Annotated in this window: 12 protein-coding genes and 2 pseudogenes; 8 read left to right on the top strand and 6 right to left on the bottom strand. The window is 58.4% G+C overall.

Going from position 1 to position 20,688, the window contains the following annotated elements:
* Positions 1-75: 75 nt before the first annotated feature.
* Positions 76-744: an RraA family protein gene (locus E1J61_RS25330; RefSeq protein ID WP_133096713.1), complete on the bottom strand. Its 669-nt coding sequence runs from the start codon at positions 742-744 to the stop codon at positions 76-78.
* A gap of 350 nt (positions 745-1,094) precedes the next feature.
* Here E1J61_RS25330 and E1J61_RS25325 point away from each other — a divergent pair, with 350 nt between their 5' ends.
* Positions 1,095-2,459, top strand: a complete 1,365-nt coding sequence (locus E1J61_RS25325; RefSeq protein ID WP_133096712.1) for an FAD-binding oxidoreductase — start codon at positions 1,095-1,097, stop codon at positions 2,457-2,459.
* A gap of 27 nt (positions 2,460-2,486) precedes the next feature.
* Here E1J61_RS25325 and E1J61_RS25320 read toward each other — a convergent pair whose 3' ends face one another.
* On the bottom strand, positions 2,487-3,404 hold the full coding sequence (locus E1J61_RS25320; protein WP_133096711.1) for a LysR family transcriptional regulator: 918 nt from the start codon (positions 3,402-3,404) through the stop codon (positions 2,487-2,489).
* 232 nt (positions 3,405-3,636) lie between these two features.
* On the opposite strand from E1J61_RS25320, the gene E1J61_RS25315 reads away from it, so the two are divergent.
* The 7 genes from E1J61_RS25315 to E1J61_RS25285 all read left to right on the top strand — a co-directional run bounded on the left by E1J61_RS25315 (position 3,637) and on the right by E1J61_RS25285 (position 15,309).
* Positions 3,637-5,082 carry an FAD-binding oxidoreductase gene (locus E1J61_RS25315; RefSeq protein WP_133096710.1) on the top strand — a complete coding sequence of 482 codons (1,446 nt, stop codon included), beginning with the start codon at positions 3,637-3,639 and terminating at the stop codon, positions 5,080-5,082.
* A gap of 27 nt (positions 5,083-5,109) precedes the next feature.
* Positions 5,110-6,132, top strand: a complete 1,023-nt coding sequence (locus tag E1J61_RS25310) for a tripartite tricarboxylate transporter substrate binding protein (RefSeq protein WP_133096709.1) — start codon at positions 5,110-5,112, stop codon at positions 6,130-6,132.
* Between the two features lie 91 nt (positions 6,133-6,223).
* Positions 6,224-8,875, top strand: coding sequence for an alpha-ketoglutarate dehydrogenase (mdeB, locus tag E1J61_RS25305; RefSeq protein WP_133096708.1), 2,652 nt, complete (start codon positions 6,224-6,226; stop codon positions 8,873-8,875).
* 43 nt (positions 8,876-8,918) lie between these two features.
* Positions 8,919-9,347 (top strand): PHA-granule associated protein 4, encoded by a 429-nt coding sequence (locus E1J61_RS25300; protein WP_243736968.1) that lies wholly within the window; start codon positions 8,919-8,921, stop codon positions 9,345-9,347.
* Positions 9,348-9,393: 46 nt separating this feature from the next.
* A complete protein-coding gene (locus E1J61_RS25295; RefSeq protein WP_133096707.1) occupies positions 9,394-12,843 on the top strand; it encodes a pyruvate carboxylase in 3,450 nt (1,149 codons plus the stop codon).
* A gap of 305 nt (positions 12,844-13,148) precedes the next feature.
* Positions 13,149-13,844, top strand: coding sequence for a carbonate dehydratase (gene can / locus E1J61_RS25290; RefSeq protein WP_133096706.1), 696 nt, complete (start codon positions 13,149-13,151; stop codon positions 13,842-13,844).
* Between the two features lie 385 nt (positions 13,845-14,229).
* The gene (locus tag E1J61_RS25285; RefSeq protein ID WP_133096705.1) at positions 14,230-15,309 is read left to right on the top strand and encodes a porin; all 1,080 of its coding nucleotides are present in this window, start codon (positions 14,230-14,232) and stop codon (positions 15,307-15,309) included.
* A 625-nt stretch (positions 15,310-15,934) separates the two neighbouring features.
* Here E1J61_RS25285 and E1J61_RS25280 read toward each other — a convergent pair.
* The 4 genes and pseudogenes from E1J61_RS25280 to E1J61_RS37875 form a co-directional block, all read right to left on the bottom strand.
* Positions 15,935-16,342, bottom strand: a complete 408-nt coding sequence (locus E1J61_RS25280) for an acetyl-CoA carboxylase biotin carboxyl carrier protein subunit (protein WP_133096704.1) — start codon at positions 16,340-16,342, stop codon at positions 15,935-15,937.
* Positions 16,339-17,037 (bottom strand): annotated as a pseudogene (locus E1J61_RS25275) (acetyl-CoA carboxylase biotin carboxylase subunit); the annotation flags it as partial. The gene E1J61_RS25280 and the pseudogene E1J61_RS25275, both read right to left, overlap by 4 nt.
* Positions 17,038-17,306: 269 nt before the next feature.
* Positions 17,307-20,246: a Tn3 family transposase gene (locus E1J61_RS25270; RefSeq protein WP_133096703.1), complete on the bottom strand. Its 2,940-nt coding sequence runs from the start codon at positions 20,244-20,246 to the stop codon at positions 17,307-17,309.
* Between the two features lie 208 nt (positions 20,247-20,454).
* Positions 20,455-20,688 (bottom strand): annotated as a pseudogene (locus tag E1J61_RS37875) (group II intron reverse transcriptase/maturase); the annotation flags it as partial.

Raw genomic sequence — 20,688 nt, 5'->3', positions numbered from 1 at the left:
GAGACCTGATTGACACTGCTGGCGCGTGCCCGCGGTGACGCGAAATGTGCGGGCCGGCCATAGCGCCGTCAGTTCTTACTTGGACGATTCGACGCGAATCGCCTCAAACTCCTTGTCATGCATGACATCCGCGACAGAGCGGCCAGAGCGCACGGCCTTGACCATCCCGTCCTGGCGACGCGTAATACGTTCGCCCAGGTCCAGTACCTCTTCGATTCGGGCTGCGGGCACAAACACCGTGCCGCAACGGTCCGCGATTACGTAGTCGTCCTCGTTCACGACAACGCCACCGAAGGTGACCGGCGTACCGGAGTCCAACTGGACGAGTCGGTTACGGGCGCTAATCATGGTCACACCGCGGCCGTAGACCGGATAGCCGATGGATTCACTGCCTTCGATGTCGCGGCTCACACCGTCGATGACCGTGCCGCGAATCTTCTTGGCAGTCGCTGCGTTCGCTACGATGTCTCCCCAGCAGGAGACACCCTCGGTTCCACCAGCGATGACCAGGACGCGGTCGTCCGTAGTCACGGCATCGATGACAGGAGTCAGCATATGAACCGTCGGCTTCGCATCGGTCTTGGGGCCGACTTGAATGGTGCTCGCTCGTCCGACGATTTTCGGGCAATCCCAAAGCGGCCGAATGCCGTACGTAGCGCCGGGAAGATTGAGGAAGTCGAGCGCGTCCGAGACGGTGTTGGTATCCAGTGCAGCGAGACGCTCGAGCAGGTTCTGTGTAGCCATCGTGAGTGTTCCGGTGGGTTTCGGTGATGACACTCTCGGCGATGGCAGAGCATATGTAAATTCCGAATGAAGGATTCCGCCCATACGTAAAACCAATCGCCACGTTAGGGCATCCACGTAAGGGTTTACCCCTTTTCCCACCTCATTTCCAACCACTTTGGTGCTTGGATACCAGTTCTTCCGTCTAGGTCACGCGCTCTTGACGCACCGTGGTGCATGTCGCGCAGCCTGAAACGGATGAACTCGCGCAGCCCGTCTCTTCAGCTGACGCATCTGCGTCGCCTGCCCAACGCAAGGCGTCCATATCTTTTCCAGAATGAAGCATTAGGCTCAAGCGAATTTACGAGACGGTGCAATGGGTTGAAAGTGTGAGCTCCGCAGTAGCGGACTCTATTCCGTGCTGGAAGCTACTAGCGCTTTCAGAGGGAGTTCATGACCCCAAACCGTTTCGCCCGAAGGATATGAACAGCAGCTCGTGCGACCCCAGTGTCGCCATCGTCGGAGCAGGCATAGTTGGCCTGTCGATTGCCATTGCCTTTCAACGGGCTGGTTACCGGGTAACCATCTACGATAGGCAGCAGCCAATGCACGGGTGCTCATTCGGCAACGCTGGCTATCTGTCACAGGCGAATATCTTCCCTCCTGCCACGCCTGACTTACTCTTGCGCTTGCCATCAATGATGATGTCGAAGGATGGCCCGCTCGTCGTGCGGCCGTCGTACCTTCCGACGATGCTTCCATGGGCGTGGCGAGCCGCAAGGGCATTGCATCCAAGACGCAGCACGCAAATCGCGAGCGCCATGGCGGGCCTTACTCAGAAGGCCGGACCCTTCCTTGAGACATATGCCGCATACGCCGGTGCCTCACATCTTATAAGCCGCGACGGTGCGCTGGTTGTCTTCAAGAACAAGCGCGCCCTGGAGGAAAAATGTGCCGCCTTGCCGTTGCTCGCCAGGCATGGCGTGAACGCTTCATTCGTGACGACCTCCGAGATTGGTGACCTGGAGCCGGCGCTGACACATGAGTTGGCGGGAGGTCTACTCTTTCCCGCTGCTGGTCGATGCAGCAATCCACGAGGCCTGGGCGAGCAATACTTGACTCACCTCACAACCCATGGCGCGCTCTTCGTTCAGGCGGCGGTGCGCAATGTGAGCGTGCGTTCCCAAGGAGGTGCGAGTGTCACCACGGACTCTGGCACGACTACCTACGACAGGCTCGTCCTTGCGTCCGGCATAGACACCGCTGCATTCATGCGCGATTTGGGATACCGCGCACCGCTTGCTGCAGAGCGCGGCTACCACTTGATGCTGCCCCATGCGCAGGTGACCCTTCGCCGCCCGGTGCTATTCGCAGAGCCGTACTTTGTTGCTACGCCGATGGATGAGGGTCTTCGTCTTGCAGGCACGGCCGAATTTGCCCATCCTTCCAGCCCTCCAAACATGAGTCGTGCCTTCATGCTCCATCGTTTAGCAGGTACTTACTTGCCGAAGATTGCAAAGGACCAAGCTCAGCCCTGGATGGGCGTCCGCCCAACCACCCCTGATGGCATGCCCATAATCGGGTCAATCGCGAACGACCGAATCATCTATGCGTTCGGACATGGGCACAACGGACTGACGCTCTCCGCGGCCACGGCCGAGTGCGTACTAGCGATTGCAGGGCGAACGAAGACCCCCGTGGACTTGAAGCCGTTCAGTGTCAGACGATTCTCGTGACGGCCGTGACACCATGTTCAGTCAGCCTCAACCCGTATATTTCCGCTCGGTCGCATTGTCAGCGCTGAGCGCGGCAATCACTGCCTTCACCAGAGGATTCTCGCGCTCCGTCGACCAGGCCACAGCAGTAGTCACCAGGTTGACAGCTTCTTTGAGAGGACGGATGACAACGTTCTCGGGGGCAGCCTTCTTGAGCGAAGCCGGCACAAGGGCAATCCCTTGTCCGCATCCGACGAAGCCTACTTGAGACGACACCGTCTTCACTTCATGGATGACCCGGGGGGAAAAACCGGCCGACCGACATGCCGCGGTGAGGCTATCAAAGTACACCGGGCTCACATGTCTGGCAAACATCACGAACTCTTGGTCAGCCAGTGCGCTCAACCGTACTCGAGTCAACTCCGCCAAAGGATGCGACCGGGGCAACGCTACAGCAAGTCGGTCCTGCTTGAGGGGCATAGAGCGGATTGACGGGCCGAGGTCCCCCTCAAGGCGGGCAAAAGCCACGTCTATCTCGCCTGAAAGTAGGGCCGGGATTGCATCCACCGTGTCGATTTCCTTTATTGACACCGTTAGTCGGGGATTGTCGGCACGAATTCGCTCAATCAACCGTGGAACCGTATCGAACAAGGCGGGAGAGATGCATCCGAGCGTCAACACCCCACTTTGCCCATGTATCGCCTCGTTGACGGCTAGCTCAAGACGGTCCAGCTGGTCGGCAAACTTTCGGACAACAGGCAGAATTGCCGCACCTACCGGCGTGAGTTGAGCCCCCCTGCTGGAGCGCTCGAAAAGCTTGACCTTCAGTGCCTGCTCAAGAATCTGAATTTGTTCGGTGACCGGCGGCTGCGTCATACCTAACCGCCTCGCAGCCTTTCCAAAATGCTGTTCTTCGGCGACAGCGAGGAACACCCACAGGTGTCGAATCAACCTGAAATTAATCATACGCCCCTCATAGGTCAAACGTATTAAAGACCGTCATAAAATCTGATTTCTCTAACATCCTAGCTTCCGCACTCAAAGAAGGCAACTTTCCGATACAGCGCGCCCGGTAGCCCTTTACCTGGCACGCCGCCGACCGATATGCGCGACCTATGAGGTCATTCCGCAATAGAGAATGGACGTGTGCCCCTATCCAAGCGAGGATGCAACAACACGACAAGAGAGGGAGACCGAGATGGCAGGAGAAGCGCTTAACGAGACCCAAACCGCGCATGCAGAGCACAACTTGGGCGAAGGTTCCCTTGTCGCGCAGTTGGAGAACCTTCTCGGCAACCGCTTCACCCGCAGCGGCTCGGTCGCAAGTCAATACCTGGCAACCGAAGGACACCTGTCAACCGCGGTGCCCTGGGGTATTGCGAAGCCATCCTCCGTCGACGAGGTCCAGGCCATCCATCGCATTTGCAATCAGCATGCGGTTCCGCTCATTCCCTTCGGCTCGGGCTCTTCTGTCGAAGGACAGGTCGCCGCCACTTCGCGCAGTCTCATTCTCGACATGCGTGAGCTGAATGCAGTGATTGACGTCGACCATGAAAGCATGACGGCGAGAGTGCAGGCAGGCGTAACGCGACTGCAGTTGGAGGGCGCGTTACGAGATTCCGGCTTGTTCTTCCCAGTCGACCCTGGAGCAGACGCCACCTTAGGCGGGATGGCGGCTACGCGCGCGTCGGGCACCAACGCCGTCCGGTACGGGACCATGCGCGAAAACACCCTGGCCCTGGATGTAGTGCTTGCCGACGGCACGCTCCTGGCTTGCGGCGCGCGTACGGCCAAGGCGGCAAACGGCTACGACCTCATGCATCTGTTCGTCGGGGCCGAGGGGACGCTGGGTACCATCACAGAACTGACAGTTCGCCTGTATCCGCGCCCTGAAGAGGTGGCAGGCGGAATCTTCTGCTTTCCCGATGTCGCCTCGGCTATCTCCGCGGTGACTGAGTTTCGTCAGGCCGCCATCCCCGTTGCACGCGTCGAATTACTTGACGCAACAACTGTACGTGCCTTGAACACCTACAGCGGGCTGACCTTGCCCGACTCTCCCATGCTACTCGTGGAATTGCACGGTAGCGCGGCTGCGGTCGCTGAGCAGTGCGAAATGGTGCGAGCTCTGGCTGCAGACAATGGTTGCACAGAGCCCATGTACGCCGACGACCGTGCACAGCGCGAAAAGCTTTGGACAGCATGCCACAAGCGCTACTACGCCTGTCGGGCGTTGCGGCCCGCCGCAAGGGCCATCGCAACAGACGTTTGCGTACCCATTTCTCGCTTGGCCGAGACCGTCGAAGCGACACTGAAGGACATTGAAGGGGTATCGATTCCGATTACTCTCCATGGCCATGTTGGCGACGGTAACTTCCACACCGTCGTCCTGCTGGACGAGACATCCCCCTCTGAACTGAAAGAGTTCAACGACTACTCCAAGAGGCTAGCGCTTCGAGCGATAGAGAACGGTGGAACCTGCTCGGGGGAACACGGCATCGGCTTAGGAAAGCAGCGCTACTTGCGTGCAGAGCACGGCGAGGCTTTGGACTGGATGCGGAACCTGAAGTCCATGTTCGACCCCCGGGGCATCATGAATCCTGGAAAGAACATCGACATCCAAGACACGGCCTCACAAAACGACTAAACAAGAATCGCCATAAGGAGACAAGCAATGAATCGTACCATCGCGTCCATTCTGAACCGCGCCATAACCCGACGAGGCGCCACGCTCCTTCTAGCGCTGCCACTTCTCCATTGTGCATCGACCTTCGCACAAGGCACGGACGCTTCGGCACAAAACTGGCCTCAGCGCCCGATTCGCATGGTCGTGCCCTACCCCGCCGGCGGCTCGGCCGATACCGTGGCGCGTACATTTGGAAAAATGCTGTCGGAAAAAATCGGGCAGCCGGTCATTATCGACAACAAGCCGGGGGCTTCTGGAAACATCGGCACCCTGGATGTCATGCGCGCGAAGGCAGACGGATACACACTTCTCTTCAATCCGTCGATTCATGTCATCAATCCGGAAATCATGGAGCGCCCGCCGTACCAGGCTCTGGAGGACTTCACTCCTATCTCCCAGGTAGCAAAAGGCCCTCTTGTCCTGATGGTGAGTTCGTCTTTGAAAGTGAACAGCCTTGCTGACTTTGTGAAGCTCGCGAAGAGCAAGCCCAAGGAAGTGACTTTTGCCACTTCCGTTATCGGCTCTGCTAGTCACCTTGCCGAAGAGCTATTTAACAAGACCGCCAAGGTAGACATCCTGATTGTTTCCTATAAAGGGAATGCTCCGGCGCTGAACGACCTGATGGGCGGACAGGTTTCTGCCATGTTTGACCCCGCGGTGACCGCAGTGCCCCTCGCGCACAGTGGTCGCGTAAAGGCTCTTGCCGTGACCGGCAAGACAAGGCTCACATCCGCACCGGACATTCCGACTGCCGACGAAGCTGGCCTGAAGGGCTTTGAGTTCTACACCTGGTACGGCCTATGGGGCCCGAAGAACCTGCCCGAAGCCATCGCCAAGAAGTTAGAGGCTGCATCTCGCCAGGTCGCCCAGAGTCAGACCTTTCAAAAAGGCATGTCTGATGAGGGTCTGCAATCTGTAGGCTCTTCTCGTACAGACTTCGCCGGGCTCATCAAGCAGGAATCCGCCTTGTATCGCTCAATCGCGCAACAGGCCAACATTCGAGCGAACTAGCCATCGATCACAGAACCAGCGCGCCAATATCGCCGAGACCGGGGGTTCATCGGCGCGGCGCAGCAGTTTCCATCTTAAGAGTATGAATGATATGAACGCTCCGACGTCACCCGAATACCTCAGCACCGCCGTGAACACTACGGACGTCTACGTTGACCCAGACCCTCAGGAAACGGCTGAGTGGCGAGATGCCTTCGCTGCGCTGGCGAGAGTCGAAGGCCCGGAGCGTGCCAAGCGCATGCTCGACGAACTGTCGCGGCTTGCTCGCGAATTGAAGGTTGGATGGAAGCCCGAACTCGCAACACCTTACGTAAACACCATCACCGTGGAAGACCAGCCCACCTTCCCCGGTGACCTGGCAGTGGAGGAGCGAATTGGGGCATTGATGCGCTGGAACGCGTTGGCCATGGTAGTACGAGCCAATGCCGCATATGGCGAACTCGGCGGCCACATTGCAAGCTATGCAAGCGCTGCCGACCTGTTTGAAGTCGGATTCAATCACTTCTTCCATGCGAAGGTTGGCACGCAGGGAGGGGATTTGGTCTTCTTCCAACCCCACAGCTCCCCGGGCGTGTACGCACGCGCGTTCCTCGAGGGACGGCTGAGCGAGCTCGACCTTCAACACTATCGCCAAGAGCTGACTGCCCCCGACAACGGTGCTCGGGGGTTGTGCAGCTATCCCCATCCGTACTTGATGCCGGATTTCTGGCAGTTTCCGACGGGTTCGATGGGCATTGGGCCTATCAGCTCAATCTATCACGCCCGTTTCATGCGCTACCTGACGCATCGCCAGCTGCTCGACTGCGGGACGCGTAAGGTGTGGGGCGTCTTCGGCGATGGCGAGATGGACGAGCCAGAGTCGATGAGCGCGCTGACGTTGGCGGCCAGGGAGAAGCTCGACAATCTCATCTGGGTGGTCAACTGCAATCTCCAGCGACTGGATGGCCCGGTCCGCGGCAATGGCCGAATCATTGACGAACTGGAGCAACTCTTTGCCGGTGCAGGCTGGAACGTCATCAAGCTGGTCTGGGGTAGTGATTGGGACGGCCTGTTCGCGCGGGACGCGAGCGGAGCGCTGAAGCAAGCTTTCTCCGAAACGGTTGACGGTCAGATGCAGACCTTCGCCGCGAAGGACGGCCGCTTTAACCGCGACCACTTCTTTGGGCAGAATCCAGAACTGGCTCTGCTGGCCCAAGGCATGACGGACGAGCAAATCGACAGGCTGAAGCGCGGCGGGCACGACCCGGTCAAGATTTACGCGGCATACGCGGCAGCAGCCCGTCACAACGGGCAACCGACGGTCATCCTGGCCCATACCAAGAAGGGATATGGGATGGGTTCCGCGGGTCAAGGCCGCATGACAACGCACTCTCAGAAGAAGTTCGAGGGTTCCGACCTGATTGGCTTCCGCAATCGCTTCAACCTGCCGCTTACGGACGAACAGGCCACGTCCCTCGAATTCCTCAAACCTGCCGATGACAGCCCGGAGATGCAGTACCTGCTGGCTCGCCGTGAAGCTTTGGGCGGCTCGATGCCTCGCCGCGAAACCGAATGTGCGGTTGTCGCCAAGCCGGACCTGCCTGCCTATGCCCAATTCGCTATCAACGCGGAAGGCAAGTCAATGAGTACGACGATGGCTTTTGTGCGAATGCTGGGTGGCCTGCTTAAGGACAAACAGCTCGGCCCGCGCATTGTGCCGATTGTCGCCGATGAAGCACGCACGTTCGGAATGGCTAACCTCTTCAAGCAGGTCGGCATCTATTCCAGCGTCGGCCAGCGGTACGCTCCGGAAGACATCGATTCCATCTTGAGCTATCGCGAGGCCATCAATGGCCAAATTCTGGAGGAAGGTATTAGCGAAGCGGGCGCTATCGCAAGCTGGACCGCGGCGGCTACGAGCTATAGCGTACATGGTTTCGCGATGCTTCCCTTTTATATCTACTACTCCATGTTTGGATTCCAGCGAGTTGGTGACCAAATCTGGGCTGCCGCCGACCAACGTCCGCGTGGGTTCCTGCTGGGCGCGACGTCCGGCCGTACGACGCTTGGTGGCGAGGGATTGCAACACCAAGACGGGTCCAGTCACCTCATGTCGGCAACAATCCCGAATTGCAAGTCCTACGACCCTGCCTTCGCAGGGGAGATGGCTGTCATCGTTGATGCCGGTATCCGGGAGATGATGGTGGAGCAGCAGGACGTGTTCTACTACATCACGCTGATGAACGAGAACTACTCACAACCGAGCTTGCCACCGGGGGCATATGACCAAGTGCTCAAGGGCTGCTACTGTTTTGCGTCCTATCCGGCCCCAGGTACGGAAGAATCGGTCGTTCTGATGGGGTCCGGAGCAATCTTGACCGAAGTAATCAAGGCAGCCGAACAGCTTCAGTCACAAGGCATCAGCGTCGATGTGTATAGCGTGACCAGTTGGAGTGAGCTGGCTCGCGACGGAGCGGCTTGCGAGCGTGCCGCGCTGCTCGGCGAAGAATCGCGGGTGCCGTATCTCCAACGACTACTGGGTGACTTTAGTGGGCCAGTGATTGCCGCCAGCGACTATGTGAAGGCAGTGCCTGAAAGCGTTCGCGCCTACCTGCCTGAGGGCGCTCGCTTCCTCACGCTTGGCACGGACGGCTTTGGACGCAGCGACACTCGAGCCGCCCTCCGCGCTCACTTCGGCGTGGATGCGCAAAGCATCGCCGAGGCAGCGAAGAAGATGCTGGAAGGCCCGGTTGTTCGTCGTTGAGCATCGCCCGCGCGGCGTGGACATGGTGGCCTCCCGCGCCACCATGTCCACGCGCCTGGCGACGACGCTCAGCCCCTTTCCTTCGGGAATCACAGTTATGAATGTCCTGGTAGTACGCAGCAAGCTGGAGGCGCTTCACGCACTGGGCATGCGTGCTAGCGAAACTATCGAACTTGAGTATGAGACGGCATGGCGAGACGCTGTCGAGCTCGGACGCCTCGGCCTACGACACGGAATTCGGGTCGTAACGCGCGGCACTGACTACATTGTCGTCTCCTCGCCGGCCGCGCTGGAAGCCGGCCTGCTCGCTCAAAAGACAACGTTTCGACAGCGGAATCTCCATTGCGACTTCTCGCTCTCTCTCATCCCGCCTGACCGGCTAGCCGAGCTAGAGAGGCGAGCGAGCATGCTTGGCGACCTCATCTTGCCACTCAGCATGCTGCGCGCTGAACCTCATGAGCGCTGGAAGTAGCGCAAGAGATAAACGCCCCAAATGCGGCAGTCGCCGTGCATCCCCAATGAACAGAATCCGCAGCATCCTAGTAGCAAATCGTGGCGAGATTGCCATCCGCGTCATGCGCGCGGCCAATGAGCTAGGAATTCGAACCGTCGCTATCTACTCGCACGAAGACCGGTTTGCCTTACATCGTTTCAAGGCTGATGAGAGCTATCTGGTCGGTCATTCACTGAAGCCTACGCAGGCATATCTTTCAATCCCCGAAGTCTTGCGGATTGCAATACAAGCTGGCGTGGATGCCATCCATCCAGGCTACGGGTTTCTGAGCGAGAACCCCGACCTTGCGGACGCGTGCGAAGCAAACGGCATAACATTTATTGGCCCGAAGTCCGACGTGATGCGCACGCTTGGAAACAAGATTGCTGCTCGCAATGCAGCTCAGCAGGCAAATGTCCCGGTGATGCCAGCATCGCCCGCGTTAGGCGAGGACCTCGAGGCAGCACTGCGGGCTGCAGACGAGATTGGCTACCCAGTCATGCTCAAAGCAAGCTGGGGCGGGGGCGGCAGAGGCATGCGCGTTATCGAAAGCGCTGAGGACCTGCGTGGGCACCTGGCCACGGCTAGGCGCGAAGCAATCTCGGCATTTGGCAACGGCGAACTCTACCTCGAGAAGCTTGTTCGGAATGCTCGGCATGTCGAGGTCCAGGTTCTGGGCGACTGCCATGGCAATCTTGTCCACCTATTCGAGCGAGACTGCTCCGTCCAACGCCGCCACCAGAAGGTCGTTGAGCGCGCGCCAGCTCCTTATCTTGACGAAGTCCAACGTACTGCGCTATGCCAAGCCGCCCTGCGACTTGCGAGCCAAGTCGGCTACACACACGCCGGCACGGTCGAGTTTCTGATGGATGCCGATACCTCGAAGTTCTACTTTATTGAAGTGAATCCCCGTATTCAGGTCGAACACACTGTTACGGAACAGGTCACAGGAATCGACCTGATTAAGGCCCAAATCCGTGTCGCCGAGGGGGCGCAGATAGGAACCCCAGAATCTGGGGTTCCTATCCAGGACAGGATAGAAATTCGCGGTCACGCTCTTCAATGCCGTGTCACAACGGAGGACCCGGAGAATAGCTTCCAACCCGACTACGGTCGCTTGACAGCATATCGAACCGGCACTGGCTTTGGGATTCGACTCGACAGCGGCACAGCCTACACCGGCGCAGTCATCACACCATACTACGATTCCCTGCTCACAAAGGTGACAGCCTGGGCCTCCACCCCAAGTGAGGCGTCGCAGAGAATGCTTCGAGCTCTGCGGGAGTTTCGAGTCAGAGGGGTGTCAACGAATCTACGATTCCTTGAGAACGTCGTCTCACATCCAAAATTCGCTGCCGGTGACTACAACACCCGATTCATCGATACGGAGCCCTGCTTGCTCCAGTTTGCCGCACGGAAAGATACCGCCAGCAAGCTGCTCCAGTTTATCGGCGAGGTGACTGTTCACGGAAATCCTGAAATGCGGGGCAGACAGGCAGCGTCCAAAAGCCAGGCGCTCCTACCGTTGCCAGCCCTCGCACATGCGACTCGAAAGGACGGGGGCTATCGTCATCTTCTTCGCGCGCAGGGCCCGGAGAAGTTTGCACAGTGGATGCGCGAACACAAGCCCGTGCTCCTGACTGACACGAGCATGCGGGACGCGCACCAGTCTTTGTTTGCGACGCGGATGCGCACGCGCGACATGGTGGAAGTTGCGCCCGCATATGCGAGCCTGCTAACCAATCTCTTTTCGGTTGAATGCTGGGGTGGCGCGACATTCGACGTTGCCATGCGGTTTCTAAAGGAAGACCCGTGGGAGCGGCTCGAACAGCTTCGCCGCGCGATGCCAAATCACTTGCTGCAGATGCTTTTGCGGTCGAGCAACGCCGTCGGCTACACAAACTACGCCGACAATGTCGTTCGACACTTTGTGCAACAGGCAGCGATAACCGGTATTGACTTGTTCCGGCTGTTCGATTCCTTGAACAACGTCGACAATATGCGTCTTGCCATTGACTCCGTTTGTGAGACCGGAGCCTTGTGCGAGGCAGCCATTTGCTATTCCGGCGATATCTTCGATGAAAGTCGCCGATTCACCCTACCCTACTATCTAAAGCTAGCGAGGGAACTTGAAGCAGCAGGGGCCCACATCATCGCCATCAAGGACATGGCAGGCCTGTGCCGTCCGGCCGCGGCCCGCCAGCTCGTATCGGCCCTGAAGCACGAGATTGGGCTTCCGATTCATTTCCACACGCACGACACTAGCGGTATTGCAGGGGCTAGTGTGTTGGCCGCAGTCGAGGCTGGGGCGGACGCCGTTGATGGCGCCATGGACGCACTGAGCGGCCTGACTTCGCAGCCGAATCTCGGCTCTATCATCTACGCTCTGAAAGGCAGCGAGCGAGAGCCCGAAGTGTCACTCGGTGATGTTCAAGCCGTTTCGCGATACTGGGAGGCGGTGCGTAGCCACTACGCTCCGTTTGAGTCAGGGATGCGCGCCGGCACATCCGAGGTCTACCACCACGAAATGCCCGGCGGACAGTATACAAACCTGCGCGAGCAGGCTCGCGCCATGGGGTTGGAATCGGAGTGGCCACGCGTCGCTTCCGCGTATGCGGAAGTCAACAAGCTTTTCGGCGATATCGTCAAGGTCACGCCCACATCAAAGGTGGTCGGTGATATGGCGCTTTACATGGTCTCCAATGGACTCGATGCCGAAGCCATCGCATCGCACGACGTACCGCTCCAGTTCCCTGAGTCCGTCATCGCGCTATTTAGGGGCGACCTGGGTTTTCCTGAAGACGGCTTCCCACCGCTCCTCCAGACGAAGGTCTTGGCCGGAGACAGACCGTTGACCGGTAGACCTGGCGCCTCACTACCCGCTGTCGACCTAGAAGAGACCAAGACCGCCCTCGCGTCGGCGATTGCGCAGACTCCTTCTGAGACCCAAATTTCATCGCATCTTCTCTATCCCAAGGTTTTCTCTGACTTCGTCAACCATAGTAGGAACTTCGGAGACGTCTCTGTCCTGCCAACGCCCACCTTCTTTCACGGAATGGAGGAAGGTGAGGAAATCGCGGTCGAGATAGCAAAGGGAAAAACGTTGATTATCCGATTGCTCGGAAAATCTGTCGCCGATGACGATGGAGAGGTAAGGCTATTCTTCGAGCTGAATGGTCAACCACGACTGGTTAGAGTCGATGCAAGGCGCGGCGATGCTGACATGCGTCGACGTCCCCAAGCGGAAGACGGCAACCCTTTGCACGTTGCGGCACCGCTTTCGGGAGCTGTTGCTTCCATCTCAGTAAAAGTAGGAGACTTCGTACGGCCCGGGGACCCGCTTCTGTCCCTGGAGGCCATGAAGATGGAAATTTCCGTTAGTGCCGAGAATTCAGGAGTCGTCGAAAAAATCCATGTCTCGAAAGGTGAGCTCGTGCAAGCTAAAGACGTCCTGATAGAGACTAAGCCGGCCTAAGCCCAAGTACTGAGCGATAAGTTCCCTGGTTGCTCCGTCTGGCGGCCAGGACCCTTTGTGCGTAAAGGCGTAATTCAGCGAACGCTTCATGCATGTTTTGTGTCCATTAACTCCGGCACCCAGACTCAAAACTAAAGCATGAATCGGGCACAGCAGTAGGTCCGAGACATCTCCGCACCATTTCCGTCGCTGCCTCCGAAACTCGGCGTCGCGTCAATGAAGGAGCTTCCCGCGCGGGTCCGACTCAGGAAGCCCTAACGCAGACGACCGAAATCGGCCACCTTCATTCACCATCTCCTTCCGCCATGGCGACCAACTACTCGCTCGATGTGCTGCTCGAAAACAACCGTCGTTGGTCTACCGAAACGAACAGCAGCAAACCTGGATTCTTCCTATCCCTGACTAATCAGCAAAGTCCTCAGTGTCTGTGGATAGGATGTGCCGATAGTAGGGTGCCCGCGAACGAACTGGTGGGACTGCAACCAGGAGAGCTGTTTGTCCACAGAAACATCGCGAACGTCGTTGCGCACTCGGACCTGAACTGCCTCTCGGTTCTCCAATACGCAATCGACGTTCTCGAAGTCAAGCACGTCATAGTGGTAGGACATTCAAACTGCGGAGGCGTGCGAGCAGCACTCGAGAACAAGCGCGTTGGAATCGCTGACAACTGGGTACGGCATGTCCGAGACGTCGTGGACAAGCATTCTGCATGGTTGAGCCGGCTCCCCAACGACCTTAAGTTGGATGCTGCATGCGCGCTGAACGCAATCGAGCAAGCTCGCAATGTCGCACTAACAACGGTAGTGCAAGATGCCTGGAGCAAGGGCAGGTCAGTTCAAGTGCATGGCCTCGCTTATAGCCTTCACAACGGATTGCTTACGCCTCTTGGTCTCTCGGTGGGCAGCACGCACGAGCTTTCGTACCTGTACCCTGAAGCAGTTCGCACGCTACCCGATAAGCTATCAGGCCATGCAGCGCCGTTTTATTTTATGCAAAGCTGAATATCGTTTATTAAGATTTCACTTACAATCTAGAAGCTCTTTCCGCAACAATCTGCGGATTTCTTTGTTCGCTATTTTCCGTGAGCACCGAAGTAGTGAATCTGAGAACATTTCACGGACTCAGTGAATGCCTTGCTTGCACCAGTTCGACGCATCGCCTTGCTAGAGCATCAAAGTGGCAAGGAAATCTTGCGTCTCCCATACGTAGAAACCCCTGAGCGGCTATAGGTTTAGCCAATTGCCATTTTCCGTTATTGCAAATTTACTTGCGCAGTTGTTTATCGGAATATTCGCGTTGCCTGTAGACCCGGTTCTGCACGCACTCAGAGAAAAAAAGCACTAGCTGATTACAGCGAATCTTGAAAAGCAAGGGGAGAATTTTTAGATGAAGAAGCAAATTTCTGTGCTAGCCGCCTGCGGACTGGTTACAGGCACTGCGCTGGCGCAGTCGAGCGTAACGCTGTATGGGGTTGTTGATACGAACATCGAGTACGTTTCTCACCTCTCCAATGGCAGCGGCGGAGGTGGCAACCGCTTCGGCGTCACTAGCGGCGGCCTTTCTGGCTCACGGTGGGGCATGCGCGGCGTGGAAGCGCTCGGCAACGACCTGAACGCGCTCTTCGTTCTGGAAAGTGGCTTCGGCACGGACGACGGCCGGTCTCAACAGGGCGGCCGGCTCTTCGGCCGCCAAGCTTTCGTGGGTCTACAAAGCAAGTCGCTGGGAACCGTGACCTTTGGCCGCCAGTACACGACCATGTTTGACGTACTGGCCAACTTCTCGCCGACGGGCTACGCCAGCCAGTATGAGCCATTCGTGTTCCTCGAAGGTTCGAATCTCCGCTCTGATAACACTGCCAAGTACGTGGGTGTGTTCGGCGGCCTGACTGCCGAGGCTCACTGGTCATTCGGAAATGGCGTAGCAGGCGCGGGCGAGGTTCCCGGACAGTTTCGCCGCGATACCGGGTACGGCGCTGGCCTGGCGTGGGCGGGCGGTCCGTTTGGCGTGGCAGTGGTCTACGACCAAAGCAATCCGAGCATCTCCAGCGGCACCGGCACGTTTATTGGAACCGGAACGAACAAGCGCGCTGCTGTTGCAGCCAGCTATTCCGCTGGTCCTGCCACGATTATGGGCGGCTATAAGTGGGGCCGGAATGAGAACGCGGCAGGGGCGGAAACCTTCCGCGACAACTACTACTGGGTGGGTACCAACTACCAAGTCACTGCCCCTCTGACTTTGAAGCTGGCGTACTACTACGCGGACATCAAGAACAACAATGGCGTGAATCCGAAGAATCCGTGGCAGGTCACGTTCATCGCGGACTACGCTTTCTCGAAGCGTACCGATGTGTATCTTACGACCGCGTATGCAAAGAACGCCGGTCTGAACTTCGACGGCTCGTATGCCTTGGCTCCTGGCGCCACCAATATGGTCGGCGCAGCGCTTGGCATCCGTCACAAGTTCTAAGGAGCAGTTTCTCATCGTTGGATGGCTCACGTCTTCTCTCTTGAGAGCCATCGTTCTGCTTGGGTGAGGTGGCGCCCGCGGGGCGTTTCGAAGTAGAAGTCTGTCAATGCGTGGCCTACGGTGATACCGCACCGTTGCCTCTTTCCCCGTTGACGCGAGACATCAATGTGATGCCCATGTCGGGTGTTTGGTCAGCCTGTTCTCCTCAGGCTGACCTTTTTTTTGGTTTTGCGGCACGGTCAGCCGAAAGGCAACAGAAAATGATCTCTGTCCCTGCGGCCTTCTTAAGACAAGCCAATGGCTTCGCCTGGTGCCAGTGTAGCGAGCGCTCTGCCGACTGGAACTGCTTGGGCGCTCGGGAGAGGACCTGCCGGTAATACCGTAGCGGCGTCGTGACCAAAATTGAAGTAAAGGCAGCGGGGAGGAACATCGGTGGCACGAAGGCAACTGCAGTAGCGCTCTGGCTGCCGCGCACACGTCTCGCCAACCAATCTCCCCTCTGCGACGGGGATGTTAGGCGGACTCAGAGACCTACCGATTTTGGGAAGGCAGCGGAACAGCGCCGCGGGCAGCGACGTTTTGTCCGCCGCAGCTCGCTTGCGTTCTCGTCGGTGCCCTAGCGCCTTCAGCGCAGTTCGAAAATCGCCTGCCCGTAGCCAACGAGCCCCCCCTCGCTTACGAGGACCCTACCTAGCCTTCCCGCATCAGGGGCGAGAATCTCGTGAATTACCGACTTAGCTAGCAAGTAGCCTACCGTTTGCCCAGCAGCAACCTCCTCTCCCTCCATTGCTGCCGGAGCGTCGCGCAATGGATGCCGAGCCGAGAATCGTCCCATCTCCTTCGAACGAATCACTTTGTCGACAGCAGAGTCGCGGACAGGCGAATGGGGCTGCCTCTCTTCTGCGCGTGCCTGAACGTGGTCCGTACCAAAGCGCAACTTGATAAAGCTACCGGGCGAGGTCTCAACCTCACACTCAGAGATGCCCAAGGCTTGAAGTTTGCCCGCCAGAGTCTCGATGTCAATCGGCTTCATGCAGCACCTCCGTGAGTCGCCAATCCGTCTTCTAACCGACGTTCGAGGTAGTGGATACCGACCCCACCCGTACAGAAACCAGTATCAGCCATCAGCGCGGCATGCAACGGGACGTTCGTATCTATCCCGCTGATTTCAATCTCGCTCAGCGCGGTTCTCATACGAGCCATTGCTTGCTCGCGGCTATCCCCATGCGCGAGTAGCTTCGCTACGAGCGAGTCGTAGTGGGTCGGTATCTCGTATCCGGAGTACAAGTGTGACTCCACCCGAATTCCTGGCCCGCCTGGCGGAATCCATGAGTGCACAACCCCTGGGGAGGGCGTGAATCGCCAGGGGTGCTCAGCATTGAGACGGCATTCGATTGCGTGGCCCCTGACATGGACCTCGTTCTGGCCGAAGGATAGTTCCATGCCCATGGCGATGCGCAACTGCTCCGCGACGATGTCAATCCCTGTTACGAGCTCGGTGACAGGATGCTCGACCTGGACCCGGGTGTTCATTTCGATGAAATAGAAGTTGCCGTCCTCGTACAGAAACTCGAAGGTTCCAGCGCCGCGGTAGCCAATGGCTACGCATGCATTCGCGCACCGTTGGCCCAAGTCCGCGATTGTGGCTCGTGGAATTCCTGGCGCGGGAGCCTCTTCGATTACTTTCTGATTTCTGCGCTGCACAGAACAGTCACGCTCGCCCAACCAGGGGTAATCGTCCTTTTCGTGCAGATTGATACGGTCAGGGTTGAAAAAACATTATGAAACAATGACTTAGCGATCCTCTGTTTCGCGCTGCACCGACCTTTCTTTGCGGATTGACACGCGGTTGGCAGGCACTGTCTCGCCAAAGTATGCCTGGCCAGCCTGCGAAACTGCTGTCGTAGCTGCCGCTGCGAAGGTACTGCCGTATTTCGGTCTCGAGCCACCGCGGTGCCAATCTGTGGCAGATTTTGCTCTGCGGCGTTCGATGGCAGTTATGCCATAGCCTGTCGGGTTGTTGCGCCACTGCCTTGGATCAGCGAGTCAATGTAGCGCTCGACACCGAAGCTGAGGATCCCCCGGAAGTTGCTGTGCCCGGAATGCCCCGGCCCCATGCGGCGCAGCCAAGCGTCCTCGATGTTCGTGCCCCCCTTGCGAAGTCGCTCGACGACATCGTTCATGCGGTTGGTATTCCACGCCAGAACGACGTTGGTCAGAAGCGCGTGCGCCCCCGAGATCGCCGTCATCTCATCGCCTCGCCGGCCGCGTTCGTGTGGTACCCGGCCAGCATGGATCGCGCGCTGCAACTGGTGCACCGATTCCCCTCGGCTGAGCAACGTATGGATTTCACGGCGGAAGTCTTCAATGGTCACGTAATCGCAGAGGAAGATGCTACGCAACAGCCGGCCGAGATGCTCGGCAGCTTTGTGCGCCTTGTTGGTCCGGGCGGCGCTGCCCAAACGTTGCATGGCGAGCTCTGCGCTAATGCGGCCGATGCGGATCGATGCCAGCACCCGTAGAAAATCATCCCAACCCAGGCGTATGGCTCTCAAGGACAAGCGCTTCGTGGTGATACGCTCGATGCATTCCGGCACTTTGAACTCTGCTGGCAAGTACAGCTTGCGCTCTGCCAGATCGCGCAGCCGCGGGCATAGATCGAAACTCAGGCCCTTGGCCAGGGCCATCGCGCTGTTCGTGTAGCCGTGGGTATCCACTGCCAGTAACGACAGGCGGATACGGTCCTCGCTGCGATTGTGTTGCTCTACGCCTTCGATGGCAACCCCTGCCTGACGCTCGTTCAAGACGATCGGTTGGTCATAGACGATGCCCCACTTGTCGAGCACGTGGGTGTAGATGCCGGTCGCGTAGGTGCGTCGACGCGGATCAACACGAGCGATCCACAGATGTCGTGAAACGTCCAGTGACATCATGTCGGCCGATGCCTTCTTTCCGGTGCCCCAGTGCGTGGCTAATGGGATCTTTCCTTGAAATTCAGCCACCACCTCGTTGGCCCGGCGCAAACGGCCATGGGTCTCCAGTCCTCGCATGGCAAGTGACACCTGGGCGGTGTCGATGCCGGGAATCATCGCAGCAATGCCCTTGGCATCGATCTCGGTGCCATGGGCGAGCAAGGCCGCGTAGGTCGACAGCAGTTCGGCCACGGACTTCGCCCGGTGCCCGAGCAGCACCTCGCTAAAATTGGTCGAGGCGTCGACCTCCAGCAATAGGTCTGGGAACTGCACTTCGCCGATTGTCTTGTAGATCAAGTCGCGCGTGCGGCGCGGCTCATCGTCCTGCTCCAGCGCCACAATCGCCGGCAGGTGAAGCATGCCGTCGTCTCCAATTTCGATCTTGCCTTTAGCGGAGGCCTCGGCCACCGCAGCCACACCAGCACGAAGCGTATCCAGTAGCTGTTCGATGAAGGTATCAGCCGCCGCTGGCAGGCCCAATAGCCCGAGATACTTGACACGGTCGCGCTCCCACTCCTTGGCAGGGATGAGCATTTGGTCGGCATCACGAAAGCGCATCGAGTGGTCAATCCATACGCTGCCCCGACGCAGGCTATTTCGTAGCGACATCATCGTGCAGGCAGAGAAGGCCTGATAGCCGCGCTTTGGGTCAGGATCATGGACGAGGTCATGCCACGCCGTGCCAACGCCGGTCTCCGAAAAGTCTTCTGGCAGAGCATTGATCTTCCGTGTCTGCAGGTCGCGCCACGTCTTGAGGTTCGCAAAGCCGGGATCGTCTTCCCTGCCGCCGAATTCCAGGCCTTCCAGGCCCGACAGCAGAGCGTGAATCCGCTGATGGTCACCGGTCAGCGCCGCGCGCACGTGTGACGCAAAGCTCGAATGCGCCGCGTCGGTGACGACGGCCAGGTGCTCCAGGGCTTCATCCACTCGCTGCTCGGTCGGCTTGCTCTTGTCTTGCAGGACGGCCTTGGCCTTGAGCGCCTGCTGCCTGTCTTCCACGGCGGAGCGGGTGTGCGTCGACTGCGCCGTGCTGGCCGCGCGTCGGAACAGATCCTGGCTGCGTCGGCTGGCCTGGTGCATCGCGATATCGGTGAGTTCCAGCAAACTCATCCGTAGAAAGCACACCAGTTCAAGCGCCTGGGTGCTCTCCTTCAGTGTTTTGGTCTTGGCCGGACGCCTTGCTTGCACCTTCTGCGCATAGGCACGCAGTTTGGGCAAAGCGATGTCATCCAGATTCCACTCGTGCACAGCGAGGGACTTCAGGTAGCGGATCTTGTCCAGCGTTTCAGCGAGGTTCTTCGGGCCGTTGCGTCTGGAAGGCGCCTTGATCCACTCGAGGTGCGTTGCAGAGCCGTCAGCCCGTGGACTGCGGACGGATTCCATGCATTGCTGCAGCGTGGCCACCGACACTGCGCGGTTGACCACTGCGAGCATTTGCGCCTCGTAGCTGGAAAATGCATGCCGTGCCAAGTTGGTGATCTGGCGCTGGCCGGGAATGAGGCGGCAGCGATCGTATAGCCATCGCTGAGCGGTGGTGACAAGCTCATCCACGTCTGCCGCAGCGGCAGCTTGTACGCGGAGCATCTCTTGCAAAGCGGTCTGGCTGGTGACATCAAACGGCTTGATGCCAAGGTGCTCCTTGACCCATTGCTGATGCTCGTACAACGTCGGACGTCGTTGGTACAGTGACTTCAGGCTGGCAATCGACAGCAACGGCGCGGAGAAAGCTTCGCACACGTACTGAAGGAGATTGCGCGGAACGACAGCAAACCGGTCCAACGGCCGACCGAAGGCCCGGAGGCAAACGAGCTGCAGGCCGACCGCGGCGAATCTGTCGGCCCGAAACCGCTCCCGTATTGCCGCGATGTCAGCACTGGTGAGCTGAAAAAAATGTTGCAGGTCAAATTCTGTCAAGCGGGCAGGCAACTCTTCCCTACCAACGTAGCGATACGCAAATGCCGACATCTGCACTTTTGGGGTGTCGTTCGGGTCAAAACTGTACGACAAGTGCTCGGATGGCCGCAATAACGTCAACGACTGGGCAGGAGACTCGGGGCTGATTGTGATAACCGTATCAATCGGCAAGAAGTCGGGTAGCAGTGGCGCATTACTGCGCCACCGCCCCCTTGGAACCGTACAGGCGAGTTTCCCCGCATACGGCTCGAGCCACTCATCAGCGCCATGGGCTGGCACCGGGTAGTCTGGCGAAGCGTTTCAAGGTTCGACGACGGGCGAAATACTCGGTCCATTCCGGGTCGAACGGGTTAGCAGATGCACGGATCTTGACGTGGCGGATGATCGCCACTGTCGATGCACGGAAGAGTTCAAGACCAAAGGTTTTGCCCTCGGCTGCACTCGTCGTGGCGAAGTTCCACTGCCTGCTTCTGTCCGTGGGAAAGTACCGACT

This window comes from Cupriavidus sp. L7L, assembly GCF_004353535.1.
In the GTDB taxonomy this organism is placed as follows: Bacteria; Pseudomonadota; Gammaproteobacteria; order Burkholderiales; family Burkholderiaceae; genus Cupriavidus; species Cupriavidus oxalaticus_A.
Note: the sequence above shows the minus strand (reverse complement) of the source record. Positions and strands in the feature narration are given on the sequence as shown.

Coding starts and splice junctions, on each gene's coding strand:
- E1J61_RS25300 (WP_243736968.1), top strand. CDS start 8,919: ATGTCCACGCGCCTGGCGACGACGCTCAGCCCCTTTCCTTCGGGAATC.
- mdeB (WP_133096708.1), top strand. CDS start 6,224: ATGAACGCTCCGACGTCACCCGAATACCTCAGCACCGCCGTGAACACT.
- E1J61_RS25280 (WP_133096704.1), bottom strand. CDS start 16,342: ATGAAGCCGATTGACATCGAGACTCTGGCGGGCAAACTTCAAGCCTTG.
- E1J61_RS25310 (WP_133096709.1), top strand. CDS start 5,110: ATGAATCGTACCATCGCGTCCATTCTGAACCGCGCCATAACCCGACGA.
- E1J61_RS25320 (WP_133096711.1), bottom strand. CDS start 3,404: ATGATTAATTTCAGGTTGATTCGACACCTGTGGGTGTTCCTCGCTGTC.
- E1J61_RS25315 (WP_133096710.1), top strand. CDS start 3,637: ATGGCAGGAGAAGCGCTTAACGAGACCCAAACCGCGCATGCAGAGCAC.
- E1J61_RS25270 (WP_133096703.1), bottom strand. CDS start 20,246: ATGTCGGCATTTGCGTATCGCTACGTTGGTAGGGAAGAGTTGCCTGCC.
- E1J61_RS25285 (WP_133096705.1), top strand. CDS start 14,230: ATGAAGAAGCAAATTTCTGTGCTAGCCGCCTGCGGACTGGTTACAGGC.
- E1J61_RS25295 (WP_133096707.1), top strand. CDS start 9,394: ATGAACAGAATCCGCAGCATCCTAGTAGCAAATCGTGGCGAGATTGCC.
- E1J61_RS25330 (WP_133096713.1), bottom strand. CDS start 744: ATGGCTACACAGAACCTGCTCGAGCGTCTCGCTGCACTGGATACCAAC.
- can (WP_133096706.1), top strand. CDS start 13,149: ATGGCGACCAACTACTCGCTCGATGTGCTGCTCGAAAACAACCGTCGT.